The organism is Pseudoalteromonas rhizosphaerae (assembly GCF_902498845.1).
Classification (GTDB): Bacteria; Pseudomonadota; Gammaproteobacteria; order Enterobacterales; family Alteromonadaceae; genus Pseudoalteromonas; species Pseudoalteromonas rhizosphaerae.
On the sequence record NZ_CABVLM010000006.1, the window covers coordinates 1 to 25,631 of the forward strand.

Annotated in this window: 25 protein-coding genes, 1 tRNA gene and 1 pseudogene; 12 read left to right on the forward strand and 15 right to left on the reverse strand. The window is 40.6% G+C overall.

Annotated features, from left to right (window positions below; translation table 11 throughout):
- The first annotated feature begins 145 nt into the window (after window positions 1-145).
- Window positions 146-481 (forward strand): hypothetical protein, encoded by a 336-nt coding sequence (locus PSR9079_RS10420; protein WP_149981424.1) that lies wholly within the window; start codon window positions 146-148, stop codon window positions 479-481.
- A gap of 431 nt (window positions 482-912) precedes the next feature.
- Here the strand turns inward: PSR9079_RS10420 and ggt are convergent, their stop codons facing one another.
- Both ggt and PSR9079_RS10435 read right to left on the reverse strand, forming a co-directional pair.
- Window positions 913-2,583, reverse strand: a complete 1,671-nt coding sequence (ggt, locus tag PSR9079_RS10430) for a gamma-glutamyltransferase (RefSeq protein ID WP_149981425.1) — start codon at window positions 2,581-2,583, stop codon at window positions 913-915.
- Between the two features lie 92 nt (window positions 2,584-2,675).
- Window positions 2,676-3,212, reverse strand: a complete 537-nt coding sequence (locus PSR9079_RS10435) for a GNAT family N-acetyltransferase (protein WP_149981426.1) — start codon at window positions 3,210-3,212, stop codon at window positions 2,676-2,678.
- A 95-nt stretch (window positions 3,213-3,307) separates the two neighbouring features.
- Here PSR9079_RS10435 and PSR9079_RS10440 point away from each other — a divergent pair, with 95 nt between their 5' ends.
- From PSR9079_RS10440 to PSR9079_RS10450, 3 genes are all read left to right on the forward strand, one after another.
- Complete coding sequence (locus PSR9079_RS10440) at window positions 3,308-3,676, forward strand: hypothetical protein (RefSeq protein ID WP_145242884.1); 369 nt, start codon at window positions 3,308-3,310, stop codon at window positions 3,674-3,676.
- 296 nt (window positions 3,677-3,972) lie between these two features.
- A complete protein-coding gene (locus tag PSR9079_RS10445) occupies window positions 3,973-5,118 on the forward strand; it encodes a porin (protein ID WP_149981427.1) in 1,146 nt (381 codons plus the stop codon).
- 10 nt (window positions 5,119-5,128) lie between these two features.
- Entirely contained in the window at window positions 5,129-5,536 is a 408-nt protein-coding gene (locus PSR9079_RS10450) for a type 2 periplasmic-binding domain-containing protein (RefSeq protein ID WP_145242880.1), read from the forward strand.
- A 70-nt stretch (window positions 5,537-5,606) separates the two neighbouring features.
- Here PSR9079_RS10450 and PSR9079_RS10455 read toward each other — a convergent pair whose 3' ends face one another.
- The 9 genes and pseudogenes from PSR9079_RS10455 to rlmE all read right to left on the reverse strand — a co-directional run bounded on the left by PSR9079_RS10455 (window position 5,607) and on the right by rlmE (window position 14,394).
- Window positions 5,607-7,232 (reverse strand): methyl-accepting chemotaxis protein, encoded by a 1,626-nt coding sequence (locus PSR9079_RS10455; RefSeq protein WP_149981428.1) that lies wholly within the window; start codon window positions 7,230-7,232, stop codon window positions 5,607-5,609.
- A gap of 282 nt (window positions 7,233-7,514) precedes the next feature.
- Window positions 7,515-7,630 (reverse strand): annotated as a pseudogene (locus PSR9079_RS10460) (transposase); the annotation flags it as partial.
- Window positions 7,631-8,104: 474 nt separating this feature from the next.
- Window positions 8,105-8,189: transfer RNA gene (locus PSR9079_RS10465), tRNA-Leu, on the reverse strand.
- A gap of 82 nt (window positions 8,190-8,271) precedes the next feature.
- A complete protein-coding gene (gene secG / locus PSR9079_RS10470; protein ID WP_149981429.1) occupies window positions 8,272-8,622 on the reverse strand; it encodes a preprotein translocase subunit SecG in 351 nt (116 codons plus the stop codon).
- 1 nt (window position 8,623) lies between these two features.
- Entirely contained in the window at window positions 8,624-9,373 is a 750-nt protein-coding gene (tpiA, locus tag PSR9079_RS10475; protein ID WP_145239190.1) for a triose-phosphate isomerase, read from the reverse strand.
- A gap of 72 nt (window positions 9,374-9,445) precedes the next feature.
- Window positions 9,446-10,795 carry a phosphoglucosamine mutase gene (gene glmM, locus PSR9079_RS10480; RefSeq protein ID WP_145239192.1) on the reverse strand — a complete coding sequence of 450 codons (1,350 nt, stop codon included), beginning with the start codon at window positions 10,793-10,795 and terminating at the stop codon, window positions 9,446-9,448.
- A 2-nt stretch (window positions 10,796-10,797) separates the two neighbouring features.
- The gene (folP, locus tag PSR9079_RS10485) at window positions 10,798-11,652 is read right to left on the reverse strand and encodes a dihydropteroate synthase (RefSeq protein ID WP_149981430.1); all 855 of its coding nucleotides are present in this window, start codon (window positions 11,650-11,652) and stop codon (window positions 10,798-10,800) included.
- Between the two features lie 102 nt (window positions 11,653-11,754).
- A complete protein-coding gene (ftsH, locus tag PSR9079_RS10490) occupies window positions 11,755-13,698 on the reverse strand; it encodes an ATP-dependent zinc metalloprotease FtsH (protein WP_145239198.1) in 1,944 nt (647 codons plus the stop codon).
- 66 nt (window positions 13,699-13,764) lie between these two features.
- Window positions 13,765-14,394 (reverse strand): 23S rRNA (uridine(2552)-2'-O)-methyltransferase RlmE, encoded by a 630-nt coding sequence (gene rlmE / locus PSR9079_RS10495; RefSeq protein WP_145239201.1) that lies wholly within the window; start codon window positions 14,392-14,394, stop codon window positions 13,765-13,767.
- A gap of 88 nt (window positions 14,395-14,482) precedes the next feature.
- Between rlmE and yhbY the strand changes: the two genes are divergently transcribed.
- Window positions 14,483-14,779, forward strand: a complete 297-nt coding sequence (yhbY, locus tag PSR9079_RS10500) for a ribosome assembly RNA-binding protein YhbY (protein ID WP_016707974.1) — start codon at window positions 14,483-14,485, stop codon at window positions 14,777-14,779.
- 93 nt (window positions 14,780-14,872) lie between these two features.
- On the opposite strand, the gene PSR9079_RS10505 is transcribed toward yhbY, so the two are convergent.
- Together PSR9079_RS10505 and PSR9079_RS10510 are read right to left on the reverse strand one after the other, a co-directional pair.
- Complete coding sequence (locus PSR9079_RS10505) at window positions 14,873-15,349, reverse strand: SixA phosphatase family protein (RefSeq protein WP_149981431.1); 477 nt, start codon at window positions 15,347-15,349, stop codon at window positions 14,873-14,875.
- The gene (locus PSR9079_RS10510) at window positions 15,346-16,512 is read right to left on the reverse strand and encodes a serine hydrolase domain-containing protein (RefSeq protein ID WP_484297942.1); all 1,167 of its coding nucleotides are present in this window, start codon (window positions 16,510-16,512) and stop codon (window positions 15,346-15,348) included. Before PSR9079_RS10510 ends, PSR9079_RS10505 begins: the two co-directional genes overlap by 4 nt.
- 128 nt (window positions 16,513-16,640) lie before the next feature.
- On the opposite strand from PSR9079_RS10510, the gene PSR9079_RS10515 reads away from it, so the two are divergent.
- From PSR9079_RS10515 to PSR9079_RS10540, 6 genes are all read left to right on the forward strand, one after another.
- Complete coding sequence (locus tag PSR9079_RS10515) at window positions 16,641-17,444, forward strand: hypothetical protein (RefSeq protein WP_149981783.1); 804 nt, start codon at window positions 16,641-16,643, stop codon at window positions 17,442-17,444.
- Between the two features lie 104 nt (window positions 17,445-17,548).
- A complete protein-coding gene (locus PSR9079_RS10520; RefSeq protein ID WP_149981433.1) occupies window positions 17,549-18,406 on the forward strand; it encodes a MipA/OmpV family protein in 858 nt (285 codons plus the stop codon).
- Window positions 18,396-18,788, forward strand: a complete 393-nt coding sequence (locus tag PSR9079_RS10525) for a DUF3019 domain-containing protein (RefSeq protein WP_149981434.1) — start codon at window positions 18,396-18,398, stop codon at window positions 18,786-18,788. The genes PSR9079_RS10520 and PSR9079_RS10525 overlap by 11 nt, the downstream gene beginning before the upstream one ends.
- A 13-nt stretch (window positions 18,789-18,801) precedes the next feature.
- On the forward strand, window positions 18,802-19,506 hold the full coding sequence (locus PSR9079_RS10530; protein ID WP_149981435.1) for a response regulator: 705 nt from the start codon (window positions 18,802-18,804) through the stop codon (window positions 19,504-19,506).
- Window positions 19,507-19,534: 28 nt separating this feature from the next.
- Window positions 19,535-20,830, forward strand: a complete 1,296-nt coding sequence (locus PSR9079_RS10535; protein ID WP_149981436.1) for a sensor histidine kinase — start codon at window positions 19,535-19,537, stop codon at window positions 20,828-20,830.
- 216 nt (window positions 20,831-21,046) lie between these two features.
- Window positions 21,047-22,399 (forward strand): sodium-dependent transporter, encoded by a 1,353-nt coding sequence (locus PSR9079_RS10540; RefSeq protein ID WP_149981437.1) that lies wholly within the window; start codon window positions 21,047-21,049, stop codon window positions 22,397-22,399.
- A 16-nt stretch (window positions 22,400-22,415) separates the two neighbouring features.
- Here PSR9079_RS10540 and PSR9079_RS10545 read toward each other — a convergent pair whose 3' ends face one another.
- Window positions 22,416-22,868: a GNAT family N-acetyltransferase gene (locus tag PSR9079_RS10545; RefSeq protein ID WP_149981438.1), complete on the reverse strand. Its 453-nt coding sequence runs from the start codon at window positions 22,866-22,868 to the stop codon at window positions 22,416-22,418.
- 78 nt (window positions 22,869-22,946) lie between these two features.
- Window positions 22,947-23,690: a sporulation protein gene (locus PSR9079_RS10550; RefSeq protein WP_149981439.1), complete on the reverse strand. Its 744-nt coding sequence runs from the start codon at window positions 23,688-23,690 to the stop codon at window positions 22,947-22,949.
- 265 nt (window positions 23,691-23,955) lie between these two features.
- Here PSR9079_RS10550 and PSR9079_RS10555 point away from each other — a divergent pair, with 265 nt between their 5' ends.
- Window positions 23,956-25,527, forward strand: coding sequence for a cation:proton antiporter family protein (locus PSR9079_RS10555; protein ID WP_149981440.1), 1,572 nt, complete (start codon window positions 23,956-23,958; stop codon window positions 25,525-25,527).
- The last annotated feature ends 104 nt before the right edge of the window (window positions 25,528-25,631 follow it).

Here is a 25,631-nt window from a genome sequence, read left to right on the forward strand (position 1 = left end):
TATGCTATGTTTATTCATGTTAGCCTCTGCTGTTTAGTTGATAGACAAACTAATTATGGCTCTGGCTTTGAATTAAGCTAACCCACGAAAAGCGGAGGCTAACACCGTGTGGGAGTCATTATGTCTAGCCGTACAAGGAGTTCACATGAAAATATGGATATTGTTTCTCATTTCGAGTATCTCTTTCTTTGCACAATCTAATAACGATATTGCTGTGAAAAAGGAGATTGATTTATTTTTGGGCGTTTCTGAGTGTTTAAGGAATATTCCCAGCAAAAAAATTATAAATCAAGAACACGATGAATTATCTTTAATCACTAGCGTAATTGAAAATATTACTCTTGAATTAGGCACAAATGATAACGAGCAAAAAGAATTCAGAGAATTATATAAAATAGCTTCCAAATACTGTTCAAAAGAAATAAATGACCTTAAAGCTAGTTATAAAAGTACACCTAATCGGGTAACTGGAGGTCTCTAACCTCCCTCTCCACACCACCCATCATGCGCTTTTCATTAACAGGAAGTGCTATAGGCGGTTCAGCTCCCGTTATCAATATTGATCCAAATATTTCTCAATAACGCTAAACCTTGTGAAGCTAAATAGTCATTGCCTAGCGCAATGTTAATTCCTTTTGTTTTTGAGCTTCAACAAGGGTCTTCGCTTCCAAGCGCCTACTTTTGGTGCTGGTGATACCACATGCTAAGGCGAGTCGTTCGTTTACACCCAATTTCATTAAACTGCGTACTGCGCGAGGTAAACTCGCGCCTACGAGTCACTCCCCTAACACCTAGTTACCTAGCTCCTAAAACCTTTTTGTAATTGGGCTTCGTTACCCTCACCCCAACTACAATCGCTTGATTTATCACCAAGCAATCTTACAACTTATGACTTACCGCTTAAAGCTGCAATCAAAACACCATCGCCTTACCGCGCCCTGACGCTTCTGAGCCGGCATCTAGTTTGCCATCACGTTCGATAATCACATGCATATCACCAAAATGGCGCTCGTCTAAGGTGTAGCCCATTTTCTCTAGTGCTTTAACAACGTTTGCATCTAACCCTGCATGATGACGTATGACATTTTTAGGCCAAAGTTGATGATGAAAACGCGGACTATTTACCACTTCATCGGCGCTCATATTAAATTCAACCGCGTTTAAAATAGATTCGTACACCGAGCTTATTATGGTGGTGCCGCCAGGTGAGCCGGTAACCATTTTAACTTTATTGCCTTTGAGTAAGATAGTTGGCGTCATTGAACTAAGCATACGCTTATGCGGCTGGATTTCATTGGCTTTACCACCGAGCGCGCCAAATACATTCATCACCCCAGGTTTGGCACTAAAGTCATCCATTTCATCGTTAAGCAAAAAACCCGCGCCAGCAACGACTACACCACTGCCATAACCTAAATTAATGGTGGTGGTATTCGATACTGCATTACCCCATTTATCAACTATAGAAAAATGCGTGGTTTGTTCGCTTTCATATAACCCAGGCTTAATGTTTTCAGTCGTCGATATTTTATCGAGTGTGATGCTGCTACTGCGCTTTTTAAGATAATCCATGGCGATTAGTTCGCTCTTTGGCACATCAAAAAAGTCTGGATCACCTAAGTACTCTGCTCTATCAGCAAATACGCGTTTGCCAATTTCTGCTAATAAATGAATATATGCTGTGGAGTTATGCTCAAGCCCTGCTTTGGGTTTAGTCAGCTCGTACATTTTTAACCATTGTATTATTGCAATACCGCCGGAGCTTGGTGGTGGTGATGTAAGTACTTGGTAACCGTTCCAAGCTGCTTTCATTGGTGTACGTGATTTTGCTTGATAGGCTTTTAAATCCGCTTGCGTAATGATCCCGCCATGTTCAGCCATAAAATCGGCAATGATTTTAGCAGTTTCTCCTTCATAAAATCCTGCCTTACCTTGCTCGCGAATACGTTTTAACGTGGCTGCAAGCTCAGGTTGCTTAAAGTTTTGATTCGCTTTAGCGCTGGCAAAATAATCAGCAAAGTTAATTGTTACGTCTTTTTTAGCCATGCGGGCAATGTAGCGCTCAATACTGCTGGCTAATTTCGGGTGAACAATAAAACCCTGCTCGGCTAACTTTACTGCAGGCTCAACAAGGGTTTTCCAATCAAGTGTGCCGTGTTTTTGATGAGCAAGCCACATACCCGCCACACTACCGGGTACCCCACTGGCGTGAATGCCGTATATCGATTTATTTGCAACCACATTACCTTTGTCATCCAAATACATATCGCGATGAGCGGCAATTGGAGCTGTTTCGCGGTAATCTATAAAGTCGCCTTGCCCGTCTTTTTGGATCAGCATAAAACCACCACCGCCAATGTTTCCCGCTTCAGGCAAAGTAACGGCTAATACAAATTGCGCAGCAATGGCTGCATCAACCGCGTTACCGCCCTGCTCCAAAATGGCTCTTGCTACGTCACTACTGTAACTATCGGGCATAGCCACTGCTGCTTGAGCTGTTTTGCCACTAGCTGCCAATGCAGTTATATGTAACTGCATTACAATGACACTAAAAATCAGTAAATGTTTTACACCTGCAAACATATTTAATTCCTTGTTGATTTTATTTTTTGATTATTTTATTAACCCCATTAATACACATTCAGTTAACAAGGGTCAAACTACAATGAACAACTTTACACAAATTTTCGATATAACACGGCTGGTAACTCGCCGAACTCGTCGCTATGGGTATAGTGTTCAATAAACTGCAGACCCAGCTTTTCCATCACTTTAATCGAGCCGTTATTGTCTTTTAGTGCAGTGGCGCTAAGTGCCTTGATCTCAGCATTGGCGGTGATCACATCGGCAACGGCTTGTGCGGCTTCACTGGCGTAACCTTTACCCCAACTTGTGCGTTTAAAACGCCAGCCAATTTCAATATCACTAAAATCCGACTCTGCAGTAAAAAACCCCATTGGCCGAATTAATATCCAACCAATAAAGCTGTCATTATCATTAAGGTTAACTTGCCAAAGCCCCCAGCCCTGTTGTGGATTGCGGTAGGCTTGCATGCGCGGAATAAAAACGTCTTTGATGGTGCTCATGGTCGTCGTCTTGCCACGAGTAAGGTACTCCATAACCTGTGGGTCGTTATCGAGTTCAAACAGTAGCGCACTGTCATTTTCATCCATTAATTTAAAATTAAGTCGTGCTGTTCGAGGTATATTCATTTTCTAGCCTGTATATTGCTTGTTTTAAGATTGCCATCAATACTGTACCAGAGGAAATATTCCTCGGGACATCATTATTATACAAAGGAACAAATATGAACAAATTAGCAAGTTTAGTTTTATTAGGCTGTGTAGCACTAACCGGTTGCGAAGACGCCAGCGAAGCAAAAAAAGAAGCGGCTGAAGCAAAAGCTGAGGTTAAAAAAGCACTTAATGATGCATGGGATGAAGTAAAAGAAACCAGCAATCAATTTAAAGGTGAATCACTTGATGAGCTACTGCAAGAAAGTAAAAAACTTGGCCTTGATATGTATGATGATGGCAAAGAGGTGGCTTTAGATGCCTGGCTTGAAAGTAAAGAAGCAGCAGGCGAGTTAACCGAAAAAACCAAGCAAAAAGCCCAACAGCTCGTTGAAGAATTACAAGCCGCACGTGAAGAACATGACAAAGAAAGTAATAACTAACCCCCTGCACTTTAAACTGCTATTTTTATAGTTCGCTGCATTACTGAATTTCTCGTCAGAGTTGATGTTAACACCTATTTTATCTGATTAGGCTGCTATTAGGGCAGCCTACATTCGCAATATAATTAGATCAGCTCGGCTGATCGTACGGGTTGTTTTCAAGTTACCTACCACACTTACCTCATTTTAAAAAATACATATATAAAATCAAAATGATACTGTTAAATTGTCGATAATTCACATATTTACTCCTATACTCTAGCTGAAATCAACATACTAAAAACTTAGGATACACAATGAAAAAACTTCCTCTCGCAATTGCTTTATGTGCTGTATGCGCATCTGCAAGCTCATTTGCAGAAGTGCGTATTAATGGTTTTGCCTCTATTGTTGGTGGCAAAACATTGGATGATAATACAACTCGATACGGGTACGACAACGACATTTCATTTAAAAATGAAAGCGTTTTTGCTTTACAATTATCGGCTGATTTACAAGATAAGCTCAGTGCAACTGCACAAATTGTAGCCCGCGGTGAGAATGATTTTGATGCCGAATTTGAATGGGCTTATTTAACATACGAATTTACCGATGAGCTGCAACTCAGTGCGGGTAAAATGCGTGTGCCTTTTTATCGCTACTCTGACTTCTTAGATGTTGGCTATGCTTATCGCTGGGTAAGACCACCACAGTCTGTTTATAGCATTCCATTTTCTACCTATGAAGGCTTGAGCCTACTGCACACTTCACAAATAGGAGATTGGGATTCAACCTTACAAGTCATTTATGGTGGCTTTGATGGTGACATTGCAGCAGTTACAAACAATGATGAAGCCAAACTAAACGACATCGCAGGGGTTAACTGGACTCTATCGTATGATTGGTTTAGTGTTCGCGCTGCTTACTTAGTTGCTGAAACCTCTATTGATTTAAGCAATGGTGAAGCTGGCGGACAAGCTATTAATGGCCTTGAACAATTACTGCGCGACAACGGCCTAATAACTCAAGCTGATGATATTGCTATAAATGAAGATGACGGTACATTTATTGGTGTGGGTTTTTCGATTGACTATAACAACATATTATTTGATGCCGAATATACACAGTTTGAAGTTGAAAAAAGTATCTTAGCAAAACAATCACAATATTATGCGTCGATTGGTTATCGTATGGATGAGTGGATCGTTCATTTTACCTATGAAGATAATGACGACAAACATGACAAATCTCGCTTTGATCAAGTAACCCAAGTGCCTCCTCTCAATAATGGGATTAATCAGGCACTCGATGGTGTTCGTGCACAAAGTAATGTATACACTATCGGAACTCGTTACGACTTTCACCCATCTGCGGCACTAAAAGTTGATTTTAGCCGTTTTAATGATGATATCTCAGATACTGAAACGGATGTTATTGCCGTTGCTGTTGATTTGGTTTTTTAAGGGGATGGTTATGAAAAAACTAATTTTAGCGGGTCTTATGTCTGCCTGTTCATTTAGTGCGTTTGCAGGCGTTACTGTGATCGTAAATACAGGTAATGCCAACGCGATAGACCAAGATGAAATCAAAAAAATCTACCTTGGCAAAAGCAAGTCATTCGCGGATGGTGTGAAAGTAAATCCAGTAAATCAAAACGGCAACAGTATTGCTGATGAATTCAATGACAAAGTGGTTGGTAAATCAAGTAGCCAACTTAATGCCTATTGGTCAAAATTGGTTTTTACTGGTAAAGGTACACCGCCAGAAAAACTAGATAATGACCAAGCGGTGATCGACTTTGTTTCGAGTAATGCCGATGCTATTGGCTATATTGATAGCAGTAAAGTGAGTGATGCAGTGAAAGTAATCGCAACTTTCTAGCTGTTATAACTTAAATAAAAAACGCCTTGTGGTATCTAACCACAAGGCGTTTTTTATTATAACTACAAGGTTATTCGACTTTAAATTTAGCCGTCGCATCCAATAGATTATCAGACAAGTAATGTAAGTTCTTCGCCACATCACGAACCGCAGTAAGCGAAGCCATCGTATCTTCAAATGATGTATGCATATTAGATACATTTTCGACCACCATTGCCGCAACTGATGTTTGCTCTTCAGTGGCTGCTGCAATTTGTGAGTTCATACCATTAATTTCAAGCATTTGCTCTGCAATTTTTTCAATTGAAATACCTGTATTTTCTGCCGCTGTTGCATTATTACTGGCCATATCACGCGCCGATGTCATAGCGCTAACCGACTCATTTGCAGCACTGGTTAAGGTGTTTAATAATTCACGAATTTCATTGGTTGATTTAGCCGTACGCGATGCCAACTCTCTGACTTCATCAGCAACCACAGCGAAACCACGCCCTTGCTCACCCGCTCGCGCAGCTTCTATAGCAGCATTAAGTGCTAACAAGTTGGTTTGCTCTGCAATCGAAGTGATCACATTAAGTATCTGAGTTACATTTTTTGTATCATCCGCAAGCTTGTTAATCGTCGAAGCGGCACGATTGATTTCAGCACTTAACGTCTGAGATTCAGTGACCGATGTTCGGATCTGTGAACGACTTTGTTCCACTTCTTGTTCAGCTGTTTGCGCAGCACGTGAGGCACTTGCTGCCGAATGTGAAATGTCTCCTACACTTTGCTTCATTTCTTCCATCGACTGTTTAACTATTTCAGCATCTGCGGTTTGCTTGCTGGTCGCATTTTCTGCTTGTTCCATGCCTTGCACTAAGCGCGTTGAGTTTTCCATCAAGGGTTCACACACCGCCATTACTTCGAGTACCGACTCTCTTAATAAGGCTATAAATGTATTGAAGTTAATTGCAACTTGGCCAATTTCATCTTCACTACGCACTGTAAGCTGCGTGCTAAGAGAGCCTTTCCCCTCACCTAATAAGCGTAAATTGCTAGCCGCATCACTGGCGGCGGCAGCAATTCCACGAGCAATCCAAATAGCCATAAATAACAGTAATAACAATGAAACAGATGACACAACCAGCATTAACGTTAAAGCATGATCAGAGCGTGACTTAGTATTTTTTACCAACTCAAAAAAGCGCGCATCGGCACGTTGCTGAGCAGCTTTAAGACTTTGCAATACCGAGTTATACATATTGGTTTTAGATTGTGCTTGCTGCTGGATTTTACTAAAATCAGCAGTCCCACTGATCATATCGTTCGCAATTTTTGATGATATAGCAGCGTATTCGGTTAACTGTGTGCGTGTTTGCCTGTCAATGTAGGTACTATTAATATTATTTATTGCGTCAAGGTTCTCAGTTAATGCTGTCAGCGTCTCTTTTGCTTTATCAACAATATCTTGTTCGCCAAATGTAACTGCTTGTGTATAAAGCTCATCTAATTTTTCAAGTAACCCGACGTTCGCTGATGTTAGTTTTACCACTTGATAAGATGTTTTTTCAAGTTCGTCTAATGATCCCCGATTGTCCACCATCGAAATATAATTGATTAATACAATAACCACAAAAGCGATAACAGCAATACTCGTGATAGCGTGAATTTTTTTACTTATGCTTAGGTCCTGAAAAGACAAACTTGAAGCCATGCGATCTACCTTATTATTTAACTGTGTGTATTATCGGCCTGTTAGTTATAAGTGTTAACTATATTTTTAATTTATCTAGCTTTATTGCCATAAAAGTTCACAAACCGGATAAAATACTAGAGAACTAAAGAAACCGATTGTCTTTTACTTAATAGGCTATTATTTAAGCACACCGTTACTGAACTAATATTAACAATATCTACTCTGTTCAATATAGCAGAACTTATCGTTAAAAGAGTTGAATATAAGCGAGCTATGCTGAACTCATCAATAAAGATCCGCTAACTTTGATATTGACAGCTTTGCCGGTACTTTTACCACTAAATGTATGTGATCTATTTTACATTCAGCTCTACAACCTTGCAGTCCAGTTGTTCGAAATAGATCTGTTCGCAGCGCACGGTTTGAACTTTTAGACCATCGACTTTATAAATAAACAGCGCTTAATTTTTTCAAGCCCAAACGTGGTCTCTAGTATGCCCTTATTACCAATTAATCCCACCTTAAAAGACTGTGTTTGGCCAAAAAACAGATCTACTGGCGTATAATTTTTAAGAAATCATTAGCATTTGAGTCTAGATAAATAATTTAATAAATGGGGATAACGAACTGATACCAATCGACTTAAATATTTAACCATTTTAGCGAGCTAAATAAAGCGCTAACTGCGTTATAATTTTTTCAAGTAGAACAACTACATGTCAAAATTTACGCCTTGTTATCACTGTATTTATCTGTCGCTATAAATGGTCAGTAACTTAACACGATTGGTATAATAAACAGGAGGAGCTAACCGAGGTGAGAGTCTGTGCTAATTGCAGACCACAAAAAGCAAAAAACCAGTAACATCGCTGTTACTGGTTTTTATAAGATGGTGCGGTTGGGGGGACTTGAACCCCCACGCCCGAAAGCACTACCCCCTCAAGGTAGCGTGTCTACCAATTCCACCACAACCGCATTGTTAAAGCTTTCGCTTTAGGTGTTAAACATATGATTTATTTGAGGATGATAAATCGTTTAACGATACTTTTAATAAGTATTAATTTGGTACGTCAGATTTCTCTTTCGTTGATGTTACTGGAACATCGTCAGCTGCAGGAGCAATTGTTTCAACTGCTGGTGCTGCTTCTAGGTTTTCCCACTCATCAGTCTTTTTTATCTGACCTGCAGTTAAGTTACCTAGTACAATACTTAGCACAAAAAATACTGTTGCTAAGATTGTAGTTGTTTTTGTCATAAAGTTACCTGCACCTGACGAACCGAAAACGGTTGCAGAGGCACCAGCACCAAATGATGAACCCATATCTGCGCCTTTACCTTGTTGAATTAAAACCATACCAACAAGCGCTAAAGCAACAACTAAATAAACTACTAATAAAATTTCGTACATCTTATACGGTCCCTTTTGCACTTTCACAGATTGCAGTAAATAACTCTGCTTTTAGACTAGCGCCACCAATCAGGCCGCCGTCTATATCTGGTTGTGCAAATAATAATTCGCTATTTTTTTCATTTACGCTGCCACCATAAAGAATGGTCAGCCCTTGTGCTAAATCACTACTGTTAGCAGCAATTTTATCACGGATAAATTTGTGCACATGTTGTGCTTGTTCAGGCGATGCAGTCTTACCTGTGCCAATGGCCCAAACGGGCTCGTATGCTATCACAGAATCTTTCAGTGCTGCTAGACCTAATTTATCAATTACTGCATCAATTTGTGCAGCAACGACTAATTCAGTTTGACCTTGTTCGCGTTGCTCTTCACTTTCACCAACACATAAGATAGGTGTTAAACCCACTTGTTGTGCACGAGCAAACTTAGCTGCAACAGTGTCATTGCTTTCGCCGTAGATACTACGACGCTCAGAGTGACCAACTAACGTATATTGGCAACCTAAATCTTTAATTAATTGCGCATCAACTTCACCAGTAAATGCACCCGGTTCATTTTCAGAAACCGTTTGTGCGCCAGTTGTTACACCTGTTGCTGTTAGCATAGGTAACAATGGGTAAGGTGGAAATACCACAACGTCTATCTGATCTGATTTTACGTTGTTGATAGCGTCAGATAATTGCTGTACTAACTCTTTCGAGCCGTTCATTTTCCAATTGCCTGCGACCATTGGCTTGCGTATTGCCATTTTTCCACTCCACATTAGAAAGCGGGCGAGATAGTAACTCGACTCGCCCAAAGTTACAAGAGGTTATTGTTCTTAATCAGTTTGTTTGCTCATAGATTCGACAACTGCAGCAATTTTTTGTGCACTATCAAGGACTATTTTCTCTTCTTCGGCTTCTACCATCACGCGAACAACCGGCTCAGTGCCAGATTTACGTAATAACACACGGCCTTTACCAGCAAGTTGTTTTTCAACATCAGCAACCGCAGCAATAACCTCTGGTGCAAGTGTTGGATCTGTGCCCGCTTTATAGCGCACATTAATCATCTTCATCGGGTATTTAACAAACCCTGCGCCAAGATCTTTTAGCGTACGATTTTGCGCCACCATAGCAGCCAAAACTTGTAGGCTTGAAATGATGCCATCACCGGTGCTGATCAAATCCAGATTCAATACATGCCCTGAGCTTTCACCGCCGATTTTCCAGCCTTTTTCTTGTAGTAATTCCATTACATAACGGTCACCCACTTTACTGCGAGCAAACTCAATACCTTTCGCTTTAAGCGCGTTTTCAAGACCCATATTAGACATTACCGTGCCAACAACACCACCGCCTAACATGTCATCATTGGCAGCTTGGCAGGCAATAATGTAAACAATATCATCACCATCAAAGACACGGCCATTGTGATCGACCATCATTACACGGTCGCCATCACCATCATAGGCAATGCCGACATCAGCATTATGTTCTAATACTTTGCGTTTTAATGCATCAACATGGGTAGCACCGCACTCTAGGTTGATGTTTACACCATTTGGCTCGCAAGCATGGCTGATTATCTGCGCGCCTAATTCACGCATTACTGATGGTGCGATATGATAAGTTGCACCATTGGCACAATCTAATACAATCTTTAAACCTTCTAACGACAGGCCTTGTGGGAATTGGCTTTTACAAAACTCAATATAACGGCCATCAGCGCTTTCTAAACGGCGGGCTTTACCTAGCTTATCAGATGCTACACAGGTCATTGGTTCATCAAGCATTGCTTCAATTTGTAGCTCTACTTCATCAGCTAACTTCAAACCTCGGCCACAAAAAAACTTAATGCCGTTGTCATGATATGGGTTATGAGATGCACTGATCACAATTCCAGCTTCAGCACGAAATGTTTGCGTTAAATACGCAACGGCTGGCGTCGGCATCGGGCCAAGTAACACCACATCGATACCTGCGGCGATCAAACCTGCTTCAAGTGATGTCTCTAACATATAACCAGAAATGCGAGTATCTTTACCAATAATGACTTTCTTAGTGCCATTTTTTGATAGTACCTTGCCTGCAGCCCAACCTAATTTAAGTGCAAATTCTGGTGTAATTGGGTATTCACCCACCATGCCACGTACACCATCGGTGCCAAAATACTTTCTTTCTTTCATTTTTAAATTCCTTGTTCGCAAGCTTGCCACACGCCAAGCACATCTGCGGTTTCTTTTACATCATGTACACGAATAATTTTTGCGCCATTTTGCGCTGCAATTAATGCCCCTGCTAAACTGCCAGCAAGGCGCTCGTTTGTTTGTCTATTTAATAAGTTGCCAATCATTGATTTGCGCGATAGTCCTGCTAAAACAGGTAAACCAAAGTGGTTAAATTCATTAAACCGCGCCAGTAATTGGTAGTTGTGACTGAGGGTTTTACCAAAGCCAAACCCGGGGTCTAAAATAAGTTGCTGGCGCTGAATACCCGCTGTTTTACAGGCATTGATCCGCTGTACAAAAAAATCATTTATATCACTGAATAAATCATCGTAATGTGGAGAGTTTTGCATACTTCGAGGTTGGCCTTGCATGTGCATTAAACACACCGCAACGTCTGGATACTGGGCAACTGTAGCCAATGCGTTTGGCTCTTGTAAAGCACGCACATCATTAACAATATCAGCACCAGCTAGAATAGCTTGACGCATTACTTCACTTTTACTGGTATCAATCGAAATAATGCAATCATTAACGGCGCTATCACTGTGGGCACGAATTGCCTCGATTGCGGGTATTACTCTGGCTAATTCATCCTCAAGGCTAACATCAGGCGCACCTGGACGTGTTGATTCGCCACCAATATCTAATATGGTAGCACCATCTGCGAGTAACTTTTGAGCTTGTATGACAGCGCTGTCTGTTTGATAGTAGCGCCCGCCATCTGAAAAAGAGTCAGGAGTGACATTCAAGATCCCCATTATAACTGGGGTGTCGAGGTGTAAACTGCGACCTCTAGGTAACTTAACTGTGGTCATCTATCACCTTCAATACATCCATTGCATTGATATATATACTTTATTTAACCAGTTACAAAAAAGCCCCGACAATCGGGGCTTTTCGTTTAGCTATTTTAACTGTTATTCAGCTTTATCATCAAGATTTGTTTCATCTTTTTGAGCTGGCTTGTCGTCTTTTTCAGCAACTGGCTCTGCTTTGCTCTCTTCAACTGCTGGTTTTTTATCAGCAGTATCACGGCGGTCATGCGCATCACGTGGTTCACGTACAGGCTGACGTGCCATTAGATCATCAATTTGCTTAGCATCAATCGTTTCATATTTCATTAATGCATCTTTCATTGAATGCAGAATATCAATATGATCTTTCAAGATTTGCTCAGCGCGTTGATAGTTGCGATCTGAGAACAAACGAACTTCAGCATCAATTACTTTTGCCGTTTCATCCGACATGCTCATGGCACGACCACCGCCGCCACCCATGTACATCTCATTTTGATCTTCAGCGTATAGTAATGGCCCTAATTTTTCACTTAGGCCCCACTGTGTAACCATTTTGCGCGCAATGTCAGTAGCACGTTCAATATCGTTACTAGCACCGGTAGTTACTTTATCTTCACCATAAATCAGTGCTTCAGCAATTCGGCCACCATATAAGCTTGAAATCATAGATTCCAATAGCTCTTTAGAGTGACTAACACGGTCTTGCTCTGGTAAATACATCGTTACACCAAGGGCACGGCCACGTGGAATAATCGATACTTTATAAACAGGATCGTGCTCTGGTACTATGCGGCCAACAATTGCATGTCCGGCTTCATGATACGCAGTCATTTCTTTTTCTTTCTCGCTCATCACCATGGTCTTGCGCTCTGCGCCCATCATGATTTTATCTTTAGCAGCATCAAATTCAGCCATGCTAACAACACGTTTATTACCACGTGCAGCATATAGAGCCGCTTCATTGACTAAGTTTGCAAGATCAGCACCAGAAAATCCCGGTGTACCACGCGCAATAACAGAAGCTTCTACGTTATCGCCTAATGGCACTTTTCGCATATGTACTTTAAGGATCTGTTCACGGCCACGGATATCAGGTAAGCCAACCACTACTTGGCGGTCAAAACGACCAGGACGAAGTAATGCTGGATCAAGTACATCTGGGCGGTTAGTCGCGGCAATAACGATAATACCTTCATTGCCTTCAAAGCCATCCATCTCTACTAGCATTTGGTTAAGTGTTTGCTCACGCTCATCGTGGCCACCACCCATACCTGCGCCACGTTTACGGCCTACGGCATCAATTTCATCGATAAAGATGATACATGGCGCTGCTTTTTTCGCTTGTTCAAACATATCACGAACACGCGAAGCACCCACACCAACAAACATCTCAACAAAGTCTGAACCTGAAATCGTAAAGAATGGTACTTTCGCTTCACCAGCAACGGCCTTAGCAAGCAAGGTTTTACCCGTACCTGGAGGACCAACCATTAATACGCCTTTAGGAATACTACCGCCAAGTTTTTGGAATTTAGATGGATCACGTAAGAAGTCAACAAGCTCTGTTAAATCGTCTTTAGCTTCATCACAACCGGCAACATCTGCGAAGGTGGTTTTAATTTGGTCTTCACTCATTAAGCGTGCTTTACTCTTGCCAAACGACATAGCACCTTTGCCACCGCCGCCTTGCATTTGACGCATGAAGAAAATCCATACCCCAATTAGTAATAACATTGGGAACCATGAAATTAAGATGCTCGCTAAGAATGATTGCTCTTCTGGCTTCACACCTTTTACATTCACATCACTTTTTAATAAGTCATTAAGAATGTCTTTATCATAAATAGGCATGATCGTTTGAAAGCGATCGCCATTGGTTTTAGTGCCAGTAATTGTGCCACTGGTACTTTCGATTGCCACTTCTTGTATAGCGCCACTTCGGGCATCTTTTACAAATTGACTGTAACTAGTTTGACGGTCTGTTTGATCGCCACCATTAAAGCTCTGAAATACTGACATTAGCACAACTGCAATGACCAGCCAGAGTATTAGATTTTTCGCCATATCGCTCAAGGGGTTAACCTCTTGTATCCAATTAATTTAAATTCAACTAAACGCCTGACAACTGTACTACAGTTTATAGCCTGTCGCTACTATATATACTTCACGTGATCGCGCACGTGAGGCGTCGGGTTTACGGATTTTTACAGTTTTAAAGCTATCACGCACTGTTTTTAAGAATTCATCAAAGCCTTCACCTTGGAATACTTTAACAACAAATGCACCATTTTTCTTTAAAACTTGGCTACACATATCTAATGCTAATTCCACTAAATACATGCTTCCAGCTTGGTCAACGGAGCTATTACCACTCATGTTTGGTGCCATATCAGAGAGCACCACATCAACATTTTTACCATTAATGCGATTTAATAACGCATCTAAAACAGCTTCTTCTCGGAAATCTCCTTGCAAAAAATCAACGCCGGCCAATGAATCCATAGGTAATATATCACAAGCGATCACTTGCCCTTTATCACCTACTTTTTCTGCTAAATACTGTGACCAGCTTCCCGGCGCAGCTCCCAAATCAACAACAGTCATGGCTGGGCGTAGTAATTTATCTTTATTTTGGATCTCGTCGAGTTTAAAAATCGCACGAGAGCGCCAACCTTTCTTTTGTGCCTCGTGAACATAAGGATCATCAAAATGTTCCTTCAACCATCGCTGTGAACTGGCCGAAAGTTTCTTATTCGTCATAAATTAACACGCAACTAATTAGTAATATTCTCTAGATGGCGTTAGAATACCCTTAATTCAAGCCATATTCAGCAAAATTTGTAACAACATGAAATTATCGAACAAACAAAAGCAGTTTTTAAAAGGTCAAGCACACTCTCTAAAACCCGTTGTACTTCTTGGTTCTAACGGTTTAACTGAAGGTGTATTAGTTGAAATTCAAAGCGCTCTAGAAATCCACGAACTTATTAAAGTAAAAGTACCTACTGATGATCGTGAGACTAAAGCACTGATTTTTGAAGCTATTATTCGTGAAACCGGTGCTGAGAAATTACAGTCAATCGGCCACACCCTTGTGCTTTATCGCCAAAGCGAAGAAAAGAAGATCCAATTACCACGTAATTAATTTTCTATTCCGATATAAAAAAACCAGCAATTGCTGGTTTTTTTATATCTGCGACGCAACTGCAATAAATTGTAAATAAATATATTACATTACTCAAAAATTCATCTTCATATCACTCAACTGATAACCTTGCGCTTCGCTTTGTAAGATAAAATAGCGGTTAAATTCAGTTTCAGGCATCTTTTCAACATCTATTTGTGCTATTAATTTTGCCAACTCTGGCGTGGTATTACTATGGCCTACAATCACCACTACGCCATCTTGCGCTAAAACAGTGTGTTTAAATGCGGCTAAGTCACGAGGATCGTAGCTTTGAATTGTAATATTAAAATGTTCAGCAATAGGAGTTGCGGTCTCGATAGTGCGATTATAGTCCGTACTAAAAACTGCTGTTGGCTGGACTTTACTAAGCAGACTCACTAACTGCTGCGCCCGTTGCTTGCCGGCATCCGTAAGATGGGGATCGTTGCCTGTTAATTTTTCACTATGGCGAAACAAAAAAATACTTTGCGGTGCTGCTGTTAAATTCGCAGTAAACAGTAATATTACGCTCGCTAAAATATAGTTCATTTGTCTTCCTCTTTATACATTGCTAGTTGTTGTGAGCGTTTGAATAGCAACACACGATCAATAAACTCTGTCGTTAATTCATTAATGATACCGGTTTCGGCGTTAAGGATCAGACTGAAACCTATGTTTAAGTGCGGTATTACTACAAGGTCACTGCGATATCCTTGCACCCAGCCGCTATGATAGTAAATGGTTTCATTATCATATTCGTAAACCCGCCAGCCTAAGCCATAATAGGCCTCGCTAAGGTGCTTTTTCCACACTCGACGCCGTAACTCTTTTTTTGTATGCGTATAAGGACGAGTTTGACTGGCTAACACTGCACTGGATAATACCGTTGGGTAATATCCTAACTGCGCTTTTAACCAAATAGCCATATCACTGGCACTAGCATTAACGCCGGCTGCGGGAAGTACCTTGTAATAATTTTTTTTCAATTTTGCGGTATGCCAGCGTTTGCGCCCTCTTACATGGGGATGAGCATAATTATCATCTGTTACCATCGCTGTATAACCCAGGCTTGCATCATTCATATTTAATGGTGAAAATATAAATTCACTCATCCACCGAGAGTAATCCAATTTAGTACTGCTTTTGATCACTTCAGCAATTAAGCTAAACATCACATTTTGATAGCCATAGCACTGCCCTGGCTGGCAAATAGGTTCAACACTCAACAACTTTTGCACTATAGCAGGGTAACTCATTCTTGATTCAATCAAGTTATCATACGCATTAGGTACTAAACCGCTGGAGTGACTGAGTAAGTGAAAAACTTTTAAATTATTTTTGTAATCCGTATTGGCGAAGGCTGGAATAAATTTACTGACAGGGTCGTCTAAAGAAAACTTCCCCTCATTGGCTAACTTTGCACTGAGTGAGCCTGCAAACGTTTTAGATACCGATGCTAAGCGAAACCGAGTATGGGCATTGACTGCTAAGCCCTTATTTAGCTTTGTTACCCCAAACCCTTGTATATGCGTATCATCAGGGCCATTAACTATCGACAACGCAGCCCCTGGGATCCCTTTGCTTTTTAATTTATGTTCGAGATGTTGTGTGTAATCATTGACAAATTCTTGCCACTGTTGCTCGCTGGCATGAACCTGCGATTGAAATAACACTAACGTGATAACGAAAAAAAAGGAGTTGATTAACGACACAAAAGGCTTCATTTTTTATTATTTTTATCTAGATTAAGACATTCTTAGCCTTATAATACCATGAAGTTTTATTAAGACTAACGTACAATATTCCGATTATCGAGCTTTCAAAGGGTTTTAAAGTGTTCATACGTTATTTATCAATAGTTTTTTTTACTTTCATTACAACGGCCTGTGTCACTGCGCCGCCACCTGCTGCGCCTTTAGAAATGCCACTCAAACCGCAATTAAAAAGCCAAAGCTATCAAGTAGCCTATGAAACCGAACATGCTTCACCGAAAGTAAAATCAGTACAATTACCAGCGCATAAAATTACTCGTAACCAAACTGTGCAAGTTATTGCCGATAAAGCAAGTGTCACGGATACCCTATTTAAACAAATAACTGATGCATTAACGACTATGAACTTACGTGTCGTTGATCAAGGCAATAGTGATTATACCCTAGCTATACACCAGCTAGAGCTCAACTTTATTGAAGATACTGAATATCAAATACAGCCACCGAATAAAGCGTATCCTTTATTTGCGCAAATAACACAACTGTATCCAATCCAACAATGCTCAACCATCAATGCAGAAGTTAGCATGCGCCTGATCCATCGTGCATCAGGTGATGTAGTGTGGTTTGGAAAATCCTCAATCGACAGTGCAAGCTTCCACCGCGAACCACTTATTTACAGCTTCAGTGATGAACAAGTGATCAGTAATGAGCTTGAAGTAGCCACTTTTATCCATCAACAAAATACTGAGCAAGCACGTCTTGCCCGTGCCAATCAAGAGATCAGTATACCAAGCTATAAAACCATTTCTAAAATGACCAGTTTAACTAAACTTCAAGGACCGTGTAATCGCACTGAAGTGAGTGCTCTAACACCGATGATGCACTATTATCTGAGTAGTATTTTGATCGATAAAATTAAAGTACACTAAGTTCATGTCTGCAGAATGACTACTGGCTACAATTTTTTACAGATCAAAGGAACTCTTTGACAATATAATACACTTAACAACTGCTTAATTTATTTGGATCATGGATGCAACGTAAACAACACACTCTACAGAAACTACTGTTATTACTGATCAGTGTGGGTTTATGGAGCACCTCTAGCAATGCCAGCAATCGCTATTATGCTGATAATACCTTAGAGCCTACCTCAGGCTTTGCTTGGGATTGGAGCGCGGGTGCGGGCTATTATGTTGAAGATTCTTATTTAGTTGGAATGGATTCTTACAGTGACGGCCTAGAACTTGATATTAATCTTGCTATTTCTTACGAACGCTTTTATTTAGATATTGATCATAGCCAACTCAGTGGCGGCATTATTATTGGTTATAGCATCATCAATAAGTATGATTGGGATCTTGATATTCTTGGCACTAATATGCAAGCTGGGTTTGATGAAACAGGACTCGACTTTTATAGCAGTGGAGTGGTGTCAGAACTTAAAGGAATACGAAGCCGAAAAAGTGACTTTGATACTGGCTTACGCCTTACCCGCCGCTTTGAAAACTCACAAATCTCTTTTGAATACTTACATGACATTTCCAGTGCTCATAATGGCTGGGTTGTAAATAGCTTTTTTAGTCATATTTTACCATGGCAAAACTGGGAGTTTCGCACCGGTGTTGGTATCAGCGCTTACTCAGCTGATTTCACCAATTACTATTTTGGCATTACAACAGAGGAAGCCACCGCTACTCGTGCGGTCTATCAAACAGACACCGCAATGAGTATGATTTTTGAATTCCACGCCGAGTACCCACTCAATCAACACTGGGTATTTTTAGGTGGCTGGCTATCTACCTGGTTTTCAAATGAAATTTCCAACAGTCCCATTGTATCTCAGGATTATCAGCATAAAGCCATGGTAGGCGTGCGCTATGTATTTTAAAACCACAGTAATTTTATTACTGTTACTTAACACAAAGCCGTTATTGGCCGATGGCGAAGAACCGCACGACAGTAGTTTAATTGCATTGCCCGATACCTGTGTTGCACTGCGAGAAGGACGCAGCTGCTATGCTGATATTGAGTTAAGCTGGCAACAAACTAGCATCGGTAATTACTGTTTACGTGATGCAACATCGAAGCATATTATGCAATGCTGGCTTAGACAAAATAGCGGGAAGTTAAATTATGCTTTTGATTCTGTTGAAAGCATTTCATTTGAGTTAATAAACAGCGATACCGGTAAGATCATTGCATCAACACAAGTACAGTTGCAATGGGTGTATCAAAATCGCCAAAAGAAACGCCGCTGGCGGCTTTTTTAAAACGAGATAAAGCATGAATAATTACGGCACAATATTACTTGTTGAAGATGACGGCTCTTTAGCCCAGTGGGTGGCAGAGTATTTAACTGAGCAAGGCTACACAACTCATATTTGTGAGCGAGGCGACCAAGTTGTCAGTCATGTAAAAGAGCTCAAGCCTGACTTAATTTTACTCGACATTATGCTCCCCGGCCAAGACGGTATTAGTGTCTGTCGTGAACTACGTCAATTTTACCAAAGCCCTATTATTATGCTAACCGCTCGAGACGAAGAAATGGACGAAGTGATTGGTCTTGAAGTCGGTGCCAGTGATTATATAATGAAACCGGTCAGGCCGCGTGCATTACTAGCGCGGATCAAAGCGGCGCTGCGCGCCAATAACGATAATTCGGAGTCGCAAGCGGATGATACCATTATTCAGGTAGGCTCTTTAAAAATTGATACACAATCTCGCAATGTTTTTATTAATGATATTGATCAAGGGGTATCCAGCGCTGAGTACTTATTACTGCATTATTTAGCCTGTAACGCAGGGCAAGTTGTGTCGCGAGATGCTGTATTCAAAGCAACCAAGGGCCGTGAATATGATGGCCTTGATCGCAGTGTCGATGTGCTCATTTCTGCGCTGCGTAAAAAATTTAATGATGATCCCCAGCAACCTGAAAAAATTAAAACAATTTGGGGGCGAGGCTATTTACTCGTCGCAAGCGCTTGGTGATCGCCGCTAAGGTATACTGGCGAACGCTATGAAAAAGTTTTATCTTTCCTTATTAGCCAGTGCCCTGCTCTCGATTGTGATATTAGGTTGGTTAATTGATGCTTTTAGTCAGCAAACCCATACAGCGCAGGATGAGTTTGCCTTACAAAGTAAGCTTTTAATGGGCTTCAGCCAGCAAATTGCCAGCCAACCCTTCATGCAAAGAGCAGACTACACCGCCTTACTTGCACAACAGTTTTCGTTGGGATTAAGTTATCGCGCCACGCAATCTTTAGCGCTGCCACCATCACTGCTGGAAGAGATCAATGCTGAAGGCGGACTGATTTTAGAAGATCAAGAAGGGTATTACCTACTCTACAGTAATGATTTGCTTGCGCCTTTTCATCTTAAATTACGTTTAGAAAAACCCCACGAACAAGATCAACAAAACGACATGTTACTTACTTTATTATTTTACGCTGGTTTATGTGTGTTTATGGGGTTTATTATCGCGCCATTAGCTAAACGACTAGGCGTGGTTAATGACGCAGCTAAAAAGTTTGCCAGTGGCGACTTACATGCCCGCATTAGGGTATCACATTTCACTTATATTAAAGATGTTGAGCTTACTTTTAACCGTATGGCAAGCCAGATTGAAAAGTTACTCGATGAAAATAAACTGATGGCCTCGAGTTTATCTCATGATATCCGCACCCCCATTGCCTGCCTACGATTTGGCTTAGATGCGGCACTAGATAGTCATAGCGAAGAGAAAATAAAACATTATCTAAATCGTATGGAAGCCGATTTAGATCAAATGGAATCAATGTTGAAAAGTTATTTAGCATTTGCCACGCTTGAGCAAAAAGCCAATCAATTGACTTACTCACACACTGAGTTAAACAGCTACCTAAGCACCCTAATACAACAACTAGAGCCTAAGTTAGTACAGCAACAACTTGATTTACAACTTATCTGTCATGATAATTCTCATATTTATGCAGATTTACACTGGTTAGCACGCGCAATCACTAATCTGCTTAGCAATGCCTGTGACTTTGCCAAACAGAAAATTATTCTCACAGCATCAATGAAAGAGCAAACACTGATAATCACTGTTGAGGATGATGGTCCAGGTATCGAAGAGCAAAATTGGCACAAAGTTTTTAGTCCTTTTTTTCAAGAACAGAGTCATCGCAATCGAGCCGATCAAAGTTATGGTCTAGGACTTGCAATTGTAGCTAAAGTAGCTGATTGGCATCATGGCAGTGTAAGCGTAAATCGCAGTAAGCAGCTAGCGGGTGCATGCTTTACCCTTAAAATACATAACCCAGAACAATTGTAACTTTTATGTTACAGTTTACATTATCATAAATAACCTAATTATGATTATATAACAACAACTTAAATTATAAATGTTAACAGCATTGGCATTCTAAGTTTTGTAAATACAGTCAGGCGTTAATTCTTCACGGCTGCAGTTAAAAATAAGAGCTTTTTATTTTTTAACATTTACAGTAGATTGTCAGCGCCGTCACTATATAGAGAAGAAAAAATAATTATGAGCGCAGTCAGAGGGGAGTTTAGCTCCCGTTTTGGATTCATTATGGCCGCAGCAGGATCTGCAGTAGGTCTTGGTAATATCTGGGGTTTCCCAACACAGACAGCCAGCAATGGAGGCGCGGCCTTTTTAATTGCTTACCTTGTATTAGCATTTTGTTTAGCTTACCCAGCGCTGATGGCAGAGCTAACAATTGGTCGCCATGGTCAAGCCAATGCGGTTAGTTCATTGCGGAAAATTTCAAATAACCCGCTCCAAAAACGTTTTGCGTTTGTGGTCGGTTTTGGCGGTATTATATGTGCCGGACTGATCCTCAGCTTTTATGCCATTGTCGCCGGTTGGATGATCAGTGCCACTCTAGAGCCCATTGCGACTTTAGTGGGCAGTGAGAGCTCTTCAACTTGGTTGAGTGAGCAGTCACTCTCTAGAAACCTTATATTTACTGCTGGATTTATTATTCTTACTGTCGCAATCATTAGCCGCGGAGTAGAAAATGGCATTGAAAAATGGTCAAAACGCTTAATGCCCGCATTGCTGACTATTTTATTTGCACTGATTGTTTATGTGATGATGCAAGAAGGCGCTATGACAGGCCTAAAAGCCTACTTAGTGCCTGATTTCAGCTCTATTTTAGACCCTGAATTACTTGTTAGTGCACTGGGACAAGCGTTCTTTTCGTTGTCATTAGGCACCAGTGTGATGATCATTTATGGCTCTTACATTAGTAAAAAAGAAAATTTAGTCTCACTTGGCGCCTACGTTACCCTGATTGATGTGTTTATTGCTTTTGTTGCCGGGTTACTAATTATCCCTGCGATGTACGTTGCGCAGGCACAAGGAGTGGAAATATTCTCAGCTACTGGAGAGTTGCTTTCTGAAGACACTTTAGTATTTCAAGTATTACCCGCTCTTTTTGATGGCATGGGCACCATTGGTTTATTCGTTGGCTTTGCCTTTTTTGCATTGATGAGTATAGCTGCACTGACATCGTCTATTTCAATGCTTGAAGCACCGGTTTCATATGCGGTAGAGCGCTTTGATCTTGGCCGTGTAAAAGCCACTTGGTTAATAGGAACGATTATAGCATTGGTGAGCTTTACAATAGTTCTGAACTTTAATGCGCTGTTTGGTTTAGTTATTGCGCTCACAACTAAATTTGGTCAACCTATTCTTGGTTTAATGTGTTGCTTGTTTGTCGGCTGGATTTGGTATCGCAACTCACTATTAAACGAAATACAACAAGGCTGCCCAGAAGTTGCTACCAGCCTATTTTGGAAAATATGGCCATGGTATATTAAATTCATTTGCCCAATTGCAATTGGTTTAGTGTTTGTCAGCTCACTATTAGGCTAACTCAAAAAACCGCTCTTTACACTGAGCGGTTTTTTAAAATCATATCTTGATGTGCAATACCATCTTCTAAATAAGGCTCGCCAATACATTGAAAACCCAGCGACTGATAAAACGCGAGTAAATAGGTTTGCGCGCCAATGTATATATCCTTGTTCGGCCAATGCGTAAAGCAACACTGGATCGCCTCTTGAACCAATAACACTGCCAACCCCTTACCCCTATGTGATTTTTCAACCAGCACGCGACCAATAGCGCTGTACTGCTCATTTTTCTCATAACAACGTGCGTATGCAGCTAATTGTTCAGCCTGGAGACAATAGAGGTGCTGAGTTGTTGCAGTGCAATCGATATCGTCTAATTCAGGGTATGGGCATTGCTGCTCGACTACAAATACATCGACCCGCGTGCGCATGATAGTAAACAGTACCTGCGCAGACAGTTGAGAAAATGGTTTTGTTGTTAATTGCATAAAAACTCCTAACATAAAAAAGCCCAGTCAATGCTGGGCTATTTACTAAGCTTAGCTAACTAACCGAGCTCTGGATAGCTAGGCAAGCAAACGTTCTAATTGATCACATAAATGCGAAAGATTAACGTGGTCATGTTCAATCGTCAGGTCAACATAACCATCGCCACGAAAACCACGATCAAGCTCAATTAAAACATGAGTTTTATGCGCTTCAGGCACAAACGATAGTTCAATCTCTTTAATACCGAACAAGCTACGGCTATTTGGTTTATATTCCAGCTCTTGATAACAACCTGAGACAGAGTTAAACGTACTAGCGCGTAAGAAGCCCTTTTCAACATCCGCTTTCACCAAGCTAAAACCCAGTTTATCCATCGCTTGCATAAAAGTAGTTACGGCATCATTTGGATAAATATGAAGATGATCTTTATCCGTAGGATCAAGTGCTAAATCAATATCTAAACCTGTTTCAAGCCAAACATGTGATTGGTTATAACCGGCGTTGATTTCGGTGATCGGTGTTTCTGAATGTAAGCGCGCTTCAAACGGAATGTGTTTTTGCTGACCCGGTTCAATTGTACCAATATCGGTTATACGCCACTTATCAATAATATGATTGGTAAAATAAGCACCGTCTTCACCTTCCACTTTTACGCGCGTCATTAATGCTAAATCAAGACCTGTTATTGCTTGGCTAACATCCCCTGCGGTGATCACTATTTGGGCATTAAATAGTTGCCCAGGTTGTAAATGCTCAGTTTCAAGCACGGTATCTACTGTTGCTGCACCAATACCGACTGATGCAAGAATTTTTTTAAACATCTATTTCTCCTTAAGCTTAATTCACCTAAACCTGAATCACGCTTAAATTCCTTTGTTACTGCATCTTAACCATATTTAAAAGCTGCTGTCAGTGAAAAAATAACTATTTTTTATGTTTTTACCAGAATACCTAACTAAACGAGTGTTTTTCATACGCAGGTATATCCTTATGCGCACAATTTATATGCATAATATGCAGGAATGATTTTCAAAAATGCTGATATTTCGCTACACTAAGTAACCAAATGAAGTGATATTAAGAATTATGGAACTATTATATTTTGCTGTCGCATTTGTGTGTGGCTTTGCCGTGTACCAACTTAAACTTCCTCCGCTAATCGGTTTTTTGATTGCAGGCTTTGTACTGAACTTATCTGGCTTTAAAACCACTGAGCTACTTAATACGATTGCTAATTTAGGGATCACGTTATTACTATTTAGTATTGGTCTAAAACTAAAAGTTAGTCATCTTATTAAGCCACAAGTTTGGGCCCCAGCCTCTTTACATATTATTATTAGTAGCGCTATTTTTTGCAGTTTGATGCTGTTCTTAGGCGCACTTTCTTTGCCATTATTTGCTGACCTAAGTTGGCAAAGTGCGTTACTTGTTGGTTTTGCTTTTAGCTTTTCTAGCACAGTTTTTGCTGTAAAAGTACTTGAAGAACGTGGTGAAATGGCCAGCCTTCACGGCAAAATAGCCATTGGTATTTTGGTTATGCAAGATATCTTTGCAGTGATCTTTTTAGCCATCAGCACAGGTAAAACCCCCAACGGTTGGGCTTTTGCGCTATTAGTTGCCTTGCCATTGTTACGACCAGTCATGTTTTGGGTGTTAAATCGTTCTAAACATGGTGAGCTACTACCTTTGTTTGGCTTTTTCTTTGCACTTGTCGTTGGCTATCATGCATTCGAATTTGCAGGCTTGAAAGGTGATTTAGGCGCGTTGATCATCGGTATGATCTTTGCTCCTCATAAAAAAGCCAGCGAGCTTGCAAAATCACTACTCAATCTAAAAGAAATTTTATTAGTTGGGTTTTTCTTAACAATTGGTTTAGGTGCTGATCTGACGCTCAACTCATTACTTATAGCGCTTATTATTGTATTGGTGTTACCAGTCAAAGTTGCCCTGTATTATGTACTAACGAATGCCTTTAAGTTACGCGCTCGTACTTCTTTATTAAGTGCTTTTAGTCTAGCTAACTACAGCGAATTTGGCTTGATAGTCTGTATGGTTGCTGCCAGTAGCGGGTTAATCACCTCTGAGTGGTTGGCTGTTATGGCTATTGCAGTATCAATGACCTTTATCATTGCATCCCCACTAAATAAACGTTCAAACGAAATTTATGTAAAAATCGAAGCTTGGCTCATGCGTTTTGAGAGCCCTACTCGCTTAGCAGAAGAACTTCCTGTGAACTTAAATGACACCAAGATTGTTATTTTTGGTATGGGTCGTATTGGCACCGGTGCATATGAAACAATTAACATCACTCATCCTGGCGTTGTAGCGGGTATAGATATCAAACCTGAAGTGGTCGAAAAGCATGTTACACGAGGTCGTAAGGCACTCTTGGCAGATGCAACCGATCCAGACTTTTGGCAACGGGTAAATCACTCCCATGTAGAGATGATCATGCTCGCGATGCCGAAACATATGCAGAACATTTTTGCTTTAGAGCAATTGCGTGCTTCGGGTTACCAAGGTCAAGTTACTGCCATTGCTAACTATCCTGATCAGCAAAAAGAATTAGAAGATATGGGCGTTGACTCTACTTATAACTTCTATTTAGAGGCCGGTAGTGGCTTCGCTGAGCATGTAAAACAAAAATTATTTCCATAATATAGAAAGGTTCTCAGTACCACAAAAGGTACTGAGAACTATTTTCATTTGATTTTCATATCCTTATATATAGCCGTTCTAAACAACCTCACAAAAGTCCCCAA

Excerpts from the sequence above, each read along its gene's own strand:
- PSR9079_RS10445 (WP_149981427.1), top strand. The coding sequence starts at position 3,973 with ATGAAAAAACTTCCTCTCGCAATTGCTTTATGTGCTGTATGCGCATCT.
- rlmE (WP_145239201.1), bottom strand. The coding sequence starts at position 14,394 with ATGACGAATAAGAAACTTTCGGCCAGTTCACAGCGATGGTTGAAGGAA.
- PSR9079_RS10520 (WP_149981433.1), top strand. The coding sequence starts at position 17,549 with ATGCAACGTAAACAACACACTCTACAGAAACTACTGTTATTACTGATC.
- PSR9079_RS10435 (WP_149981426.1), bottom strand. The coding sequence starts at position 3,212 with ATGAATATACCTCGAACAGCACGACTTAATTTTAAATTAATGGATGAA.
- ggt (WP_149981425.1), bottom strand. The coding sequence starts at position 2,583 with ATGTTTGCAGGTGTAAAACATTTACTGATTTTTAGTGTCATTGTAATG.
- PSR9079_RS10535 (WP_149981436.1), top strand. The coding sequence starts at position 19,535 with ATGAAAAAGTTTTATCTTTCCTTATTAGCCAGTGCCCTGCTCTCGATT.
- PSR9079_RS10550 (WP_149981439.1), bottom strand. The coding sequence starts at position 23,690 with ATGTTTAAAAAAATTCTTGCATCAGTCGGTATTGGTGCAGCAACAGTA.
- PSR9079_RS10540 (WP_149981437.1), top strand. The coding sequence starts at position 21,047 with ATGAGCGCAGTCAGAGGGGAGTTTAGCTCCCGTTTTGGATTCATTATG.
- PSR9079_RS10450 (WP_145242880.1), top strand. The coding sequence starts at position 5,129 with ATGAAAAAACTAATTTTAGCGGGTCTTATGTCTGCCTGTTCATTTAGT.
- PSR9079_RS10545 (WP_149981438.1), bottom strand. The coding sequence starts at position 22,868 with ATGCAATTAACAACAAAACCATTTTCTCAACTGTCTGCGCAGGTACTG.
- glmM (WP_145239192.1), bottom strand. The coding sequence starts at position 10,795 with ATGAAAGAAAGAAAGTATTTTGGCACCGATGGTGTACGTGGCATGGTG.
- ftsH (WP_145239198.1), bottom strand. The coding sequence starts at position 13,698 with ATGGCGAAAAATCTAATACTCTGGCTGGTCATTGCAGTTGTGCTAATG.
- PSR9079_RS10555 (WP_149981440.1), top strand. The coding sequence starts at position 23,956 with ATGGAACTATTATATTTTGCTGTCGCATTTGTGTGTGGCTTTGCCGTG.
- PSR9079_RS10440 (WP_145242884.1), top strand. The coding sequence starts at position 3,308 with ATGAACAAATTAGCAAGTTTAGTTTTATTAGGCTGTGTAGCACTAACC.
- PSR9079_RS10505 (WP_149981431.1), bottom strand. The coding sequence starts at position 15,349 with ATGAACTATATTTTAGCGAGCGTAATATTACTGTTTACTGCGAATTTA.
- folP (WP_149981430.1), bottom strand. The coding sequence starts at position 11,652 with ATGACCACAGTTAAGTTACCTAGAGGTCGCAGTTTACACCTCGACACC.
- yhbY (WP_016707974.1), top strand. The coding sequence starts at position 14,483 with ATGAAATTATCGAACAAACAAAAGCAGTTTTTAAAAGGTCAAGCACAC.
- PSR9079_RS10420 (WP_149981424.1), top strand. The coding sequence starts at position 146 with ATGAAAATATGGATATTGTTTCTCATTTCGAGTATCTCTTTCTTTGCA.
- secG (WP_149981429.1), bottom strand. The coding sequence starts at position 8,622 with ATGTACGAAATTTTATTAGTAGTTTATTTAGTTGTTGCTTTAGCGCTT.
- PSR9079_RS10530 (WP_149981435.1), top strand. The coding sequence starts at position 18,802 with ATGAATAATTACGGCACAATATTACTTGTTGAAGATGACGGCTCTTTA.
- tpiA (WP_145239190.1), bottom strand. The coding sequence starts at position 9,373 with ATGGCAATACGCAAGCCAATGGTCGCAGGCAATTGGAAAATGAACGGC.
- PSR9079_RS10525 (WP_149981434.1), top strand. The coding sequence starts at position 18,396 with ATGTATTTTAAAACCACAGTAATTTTATTACTGTTACTTAACACAAAG.
- PSR9079_RS10455 (WP_149981428.1), bottom strand. The coding sequence starts at position 7,232 with ATGGCTTCAAGTTTGTCTTTTCAGGACCTAAGCATAAGTAAAAAAATT.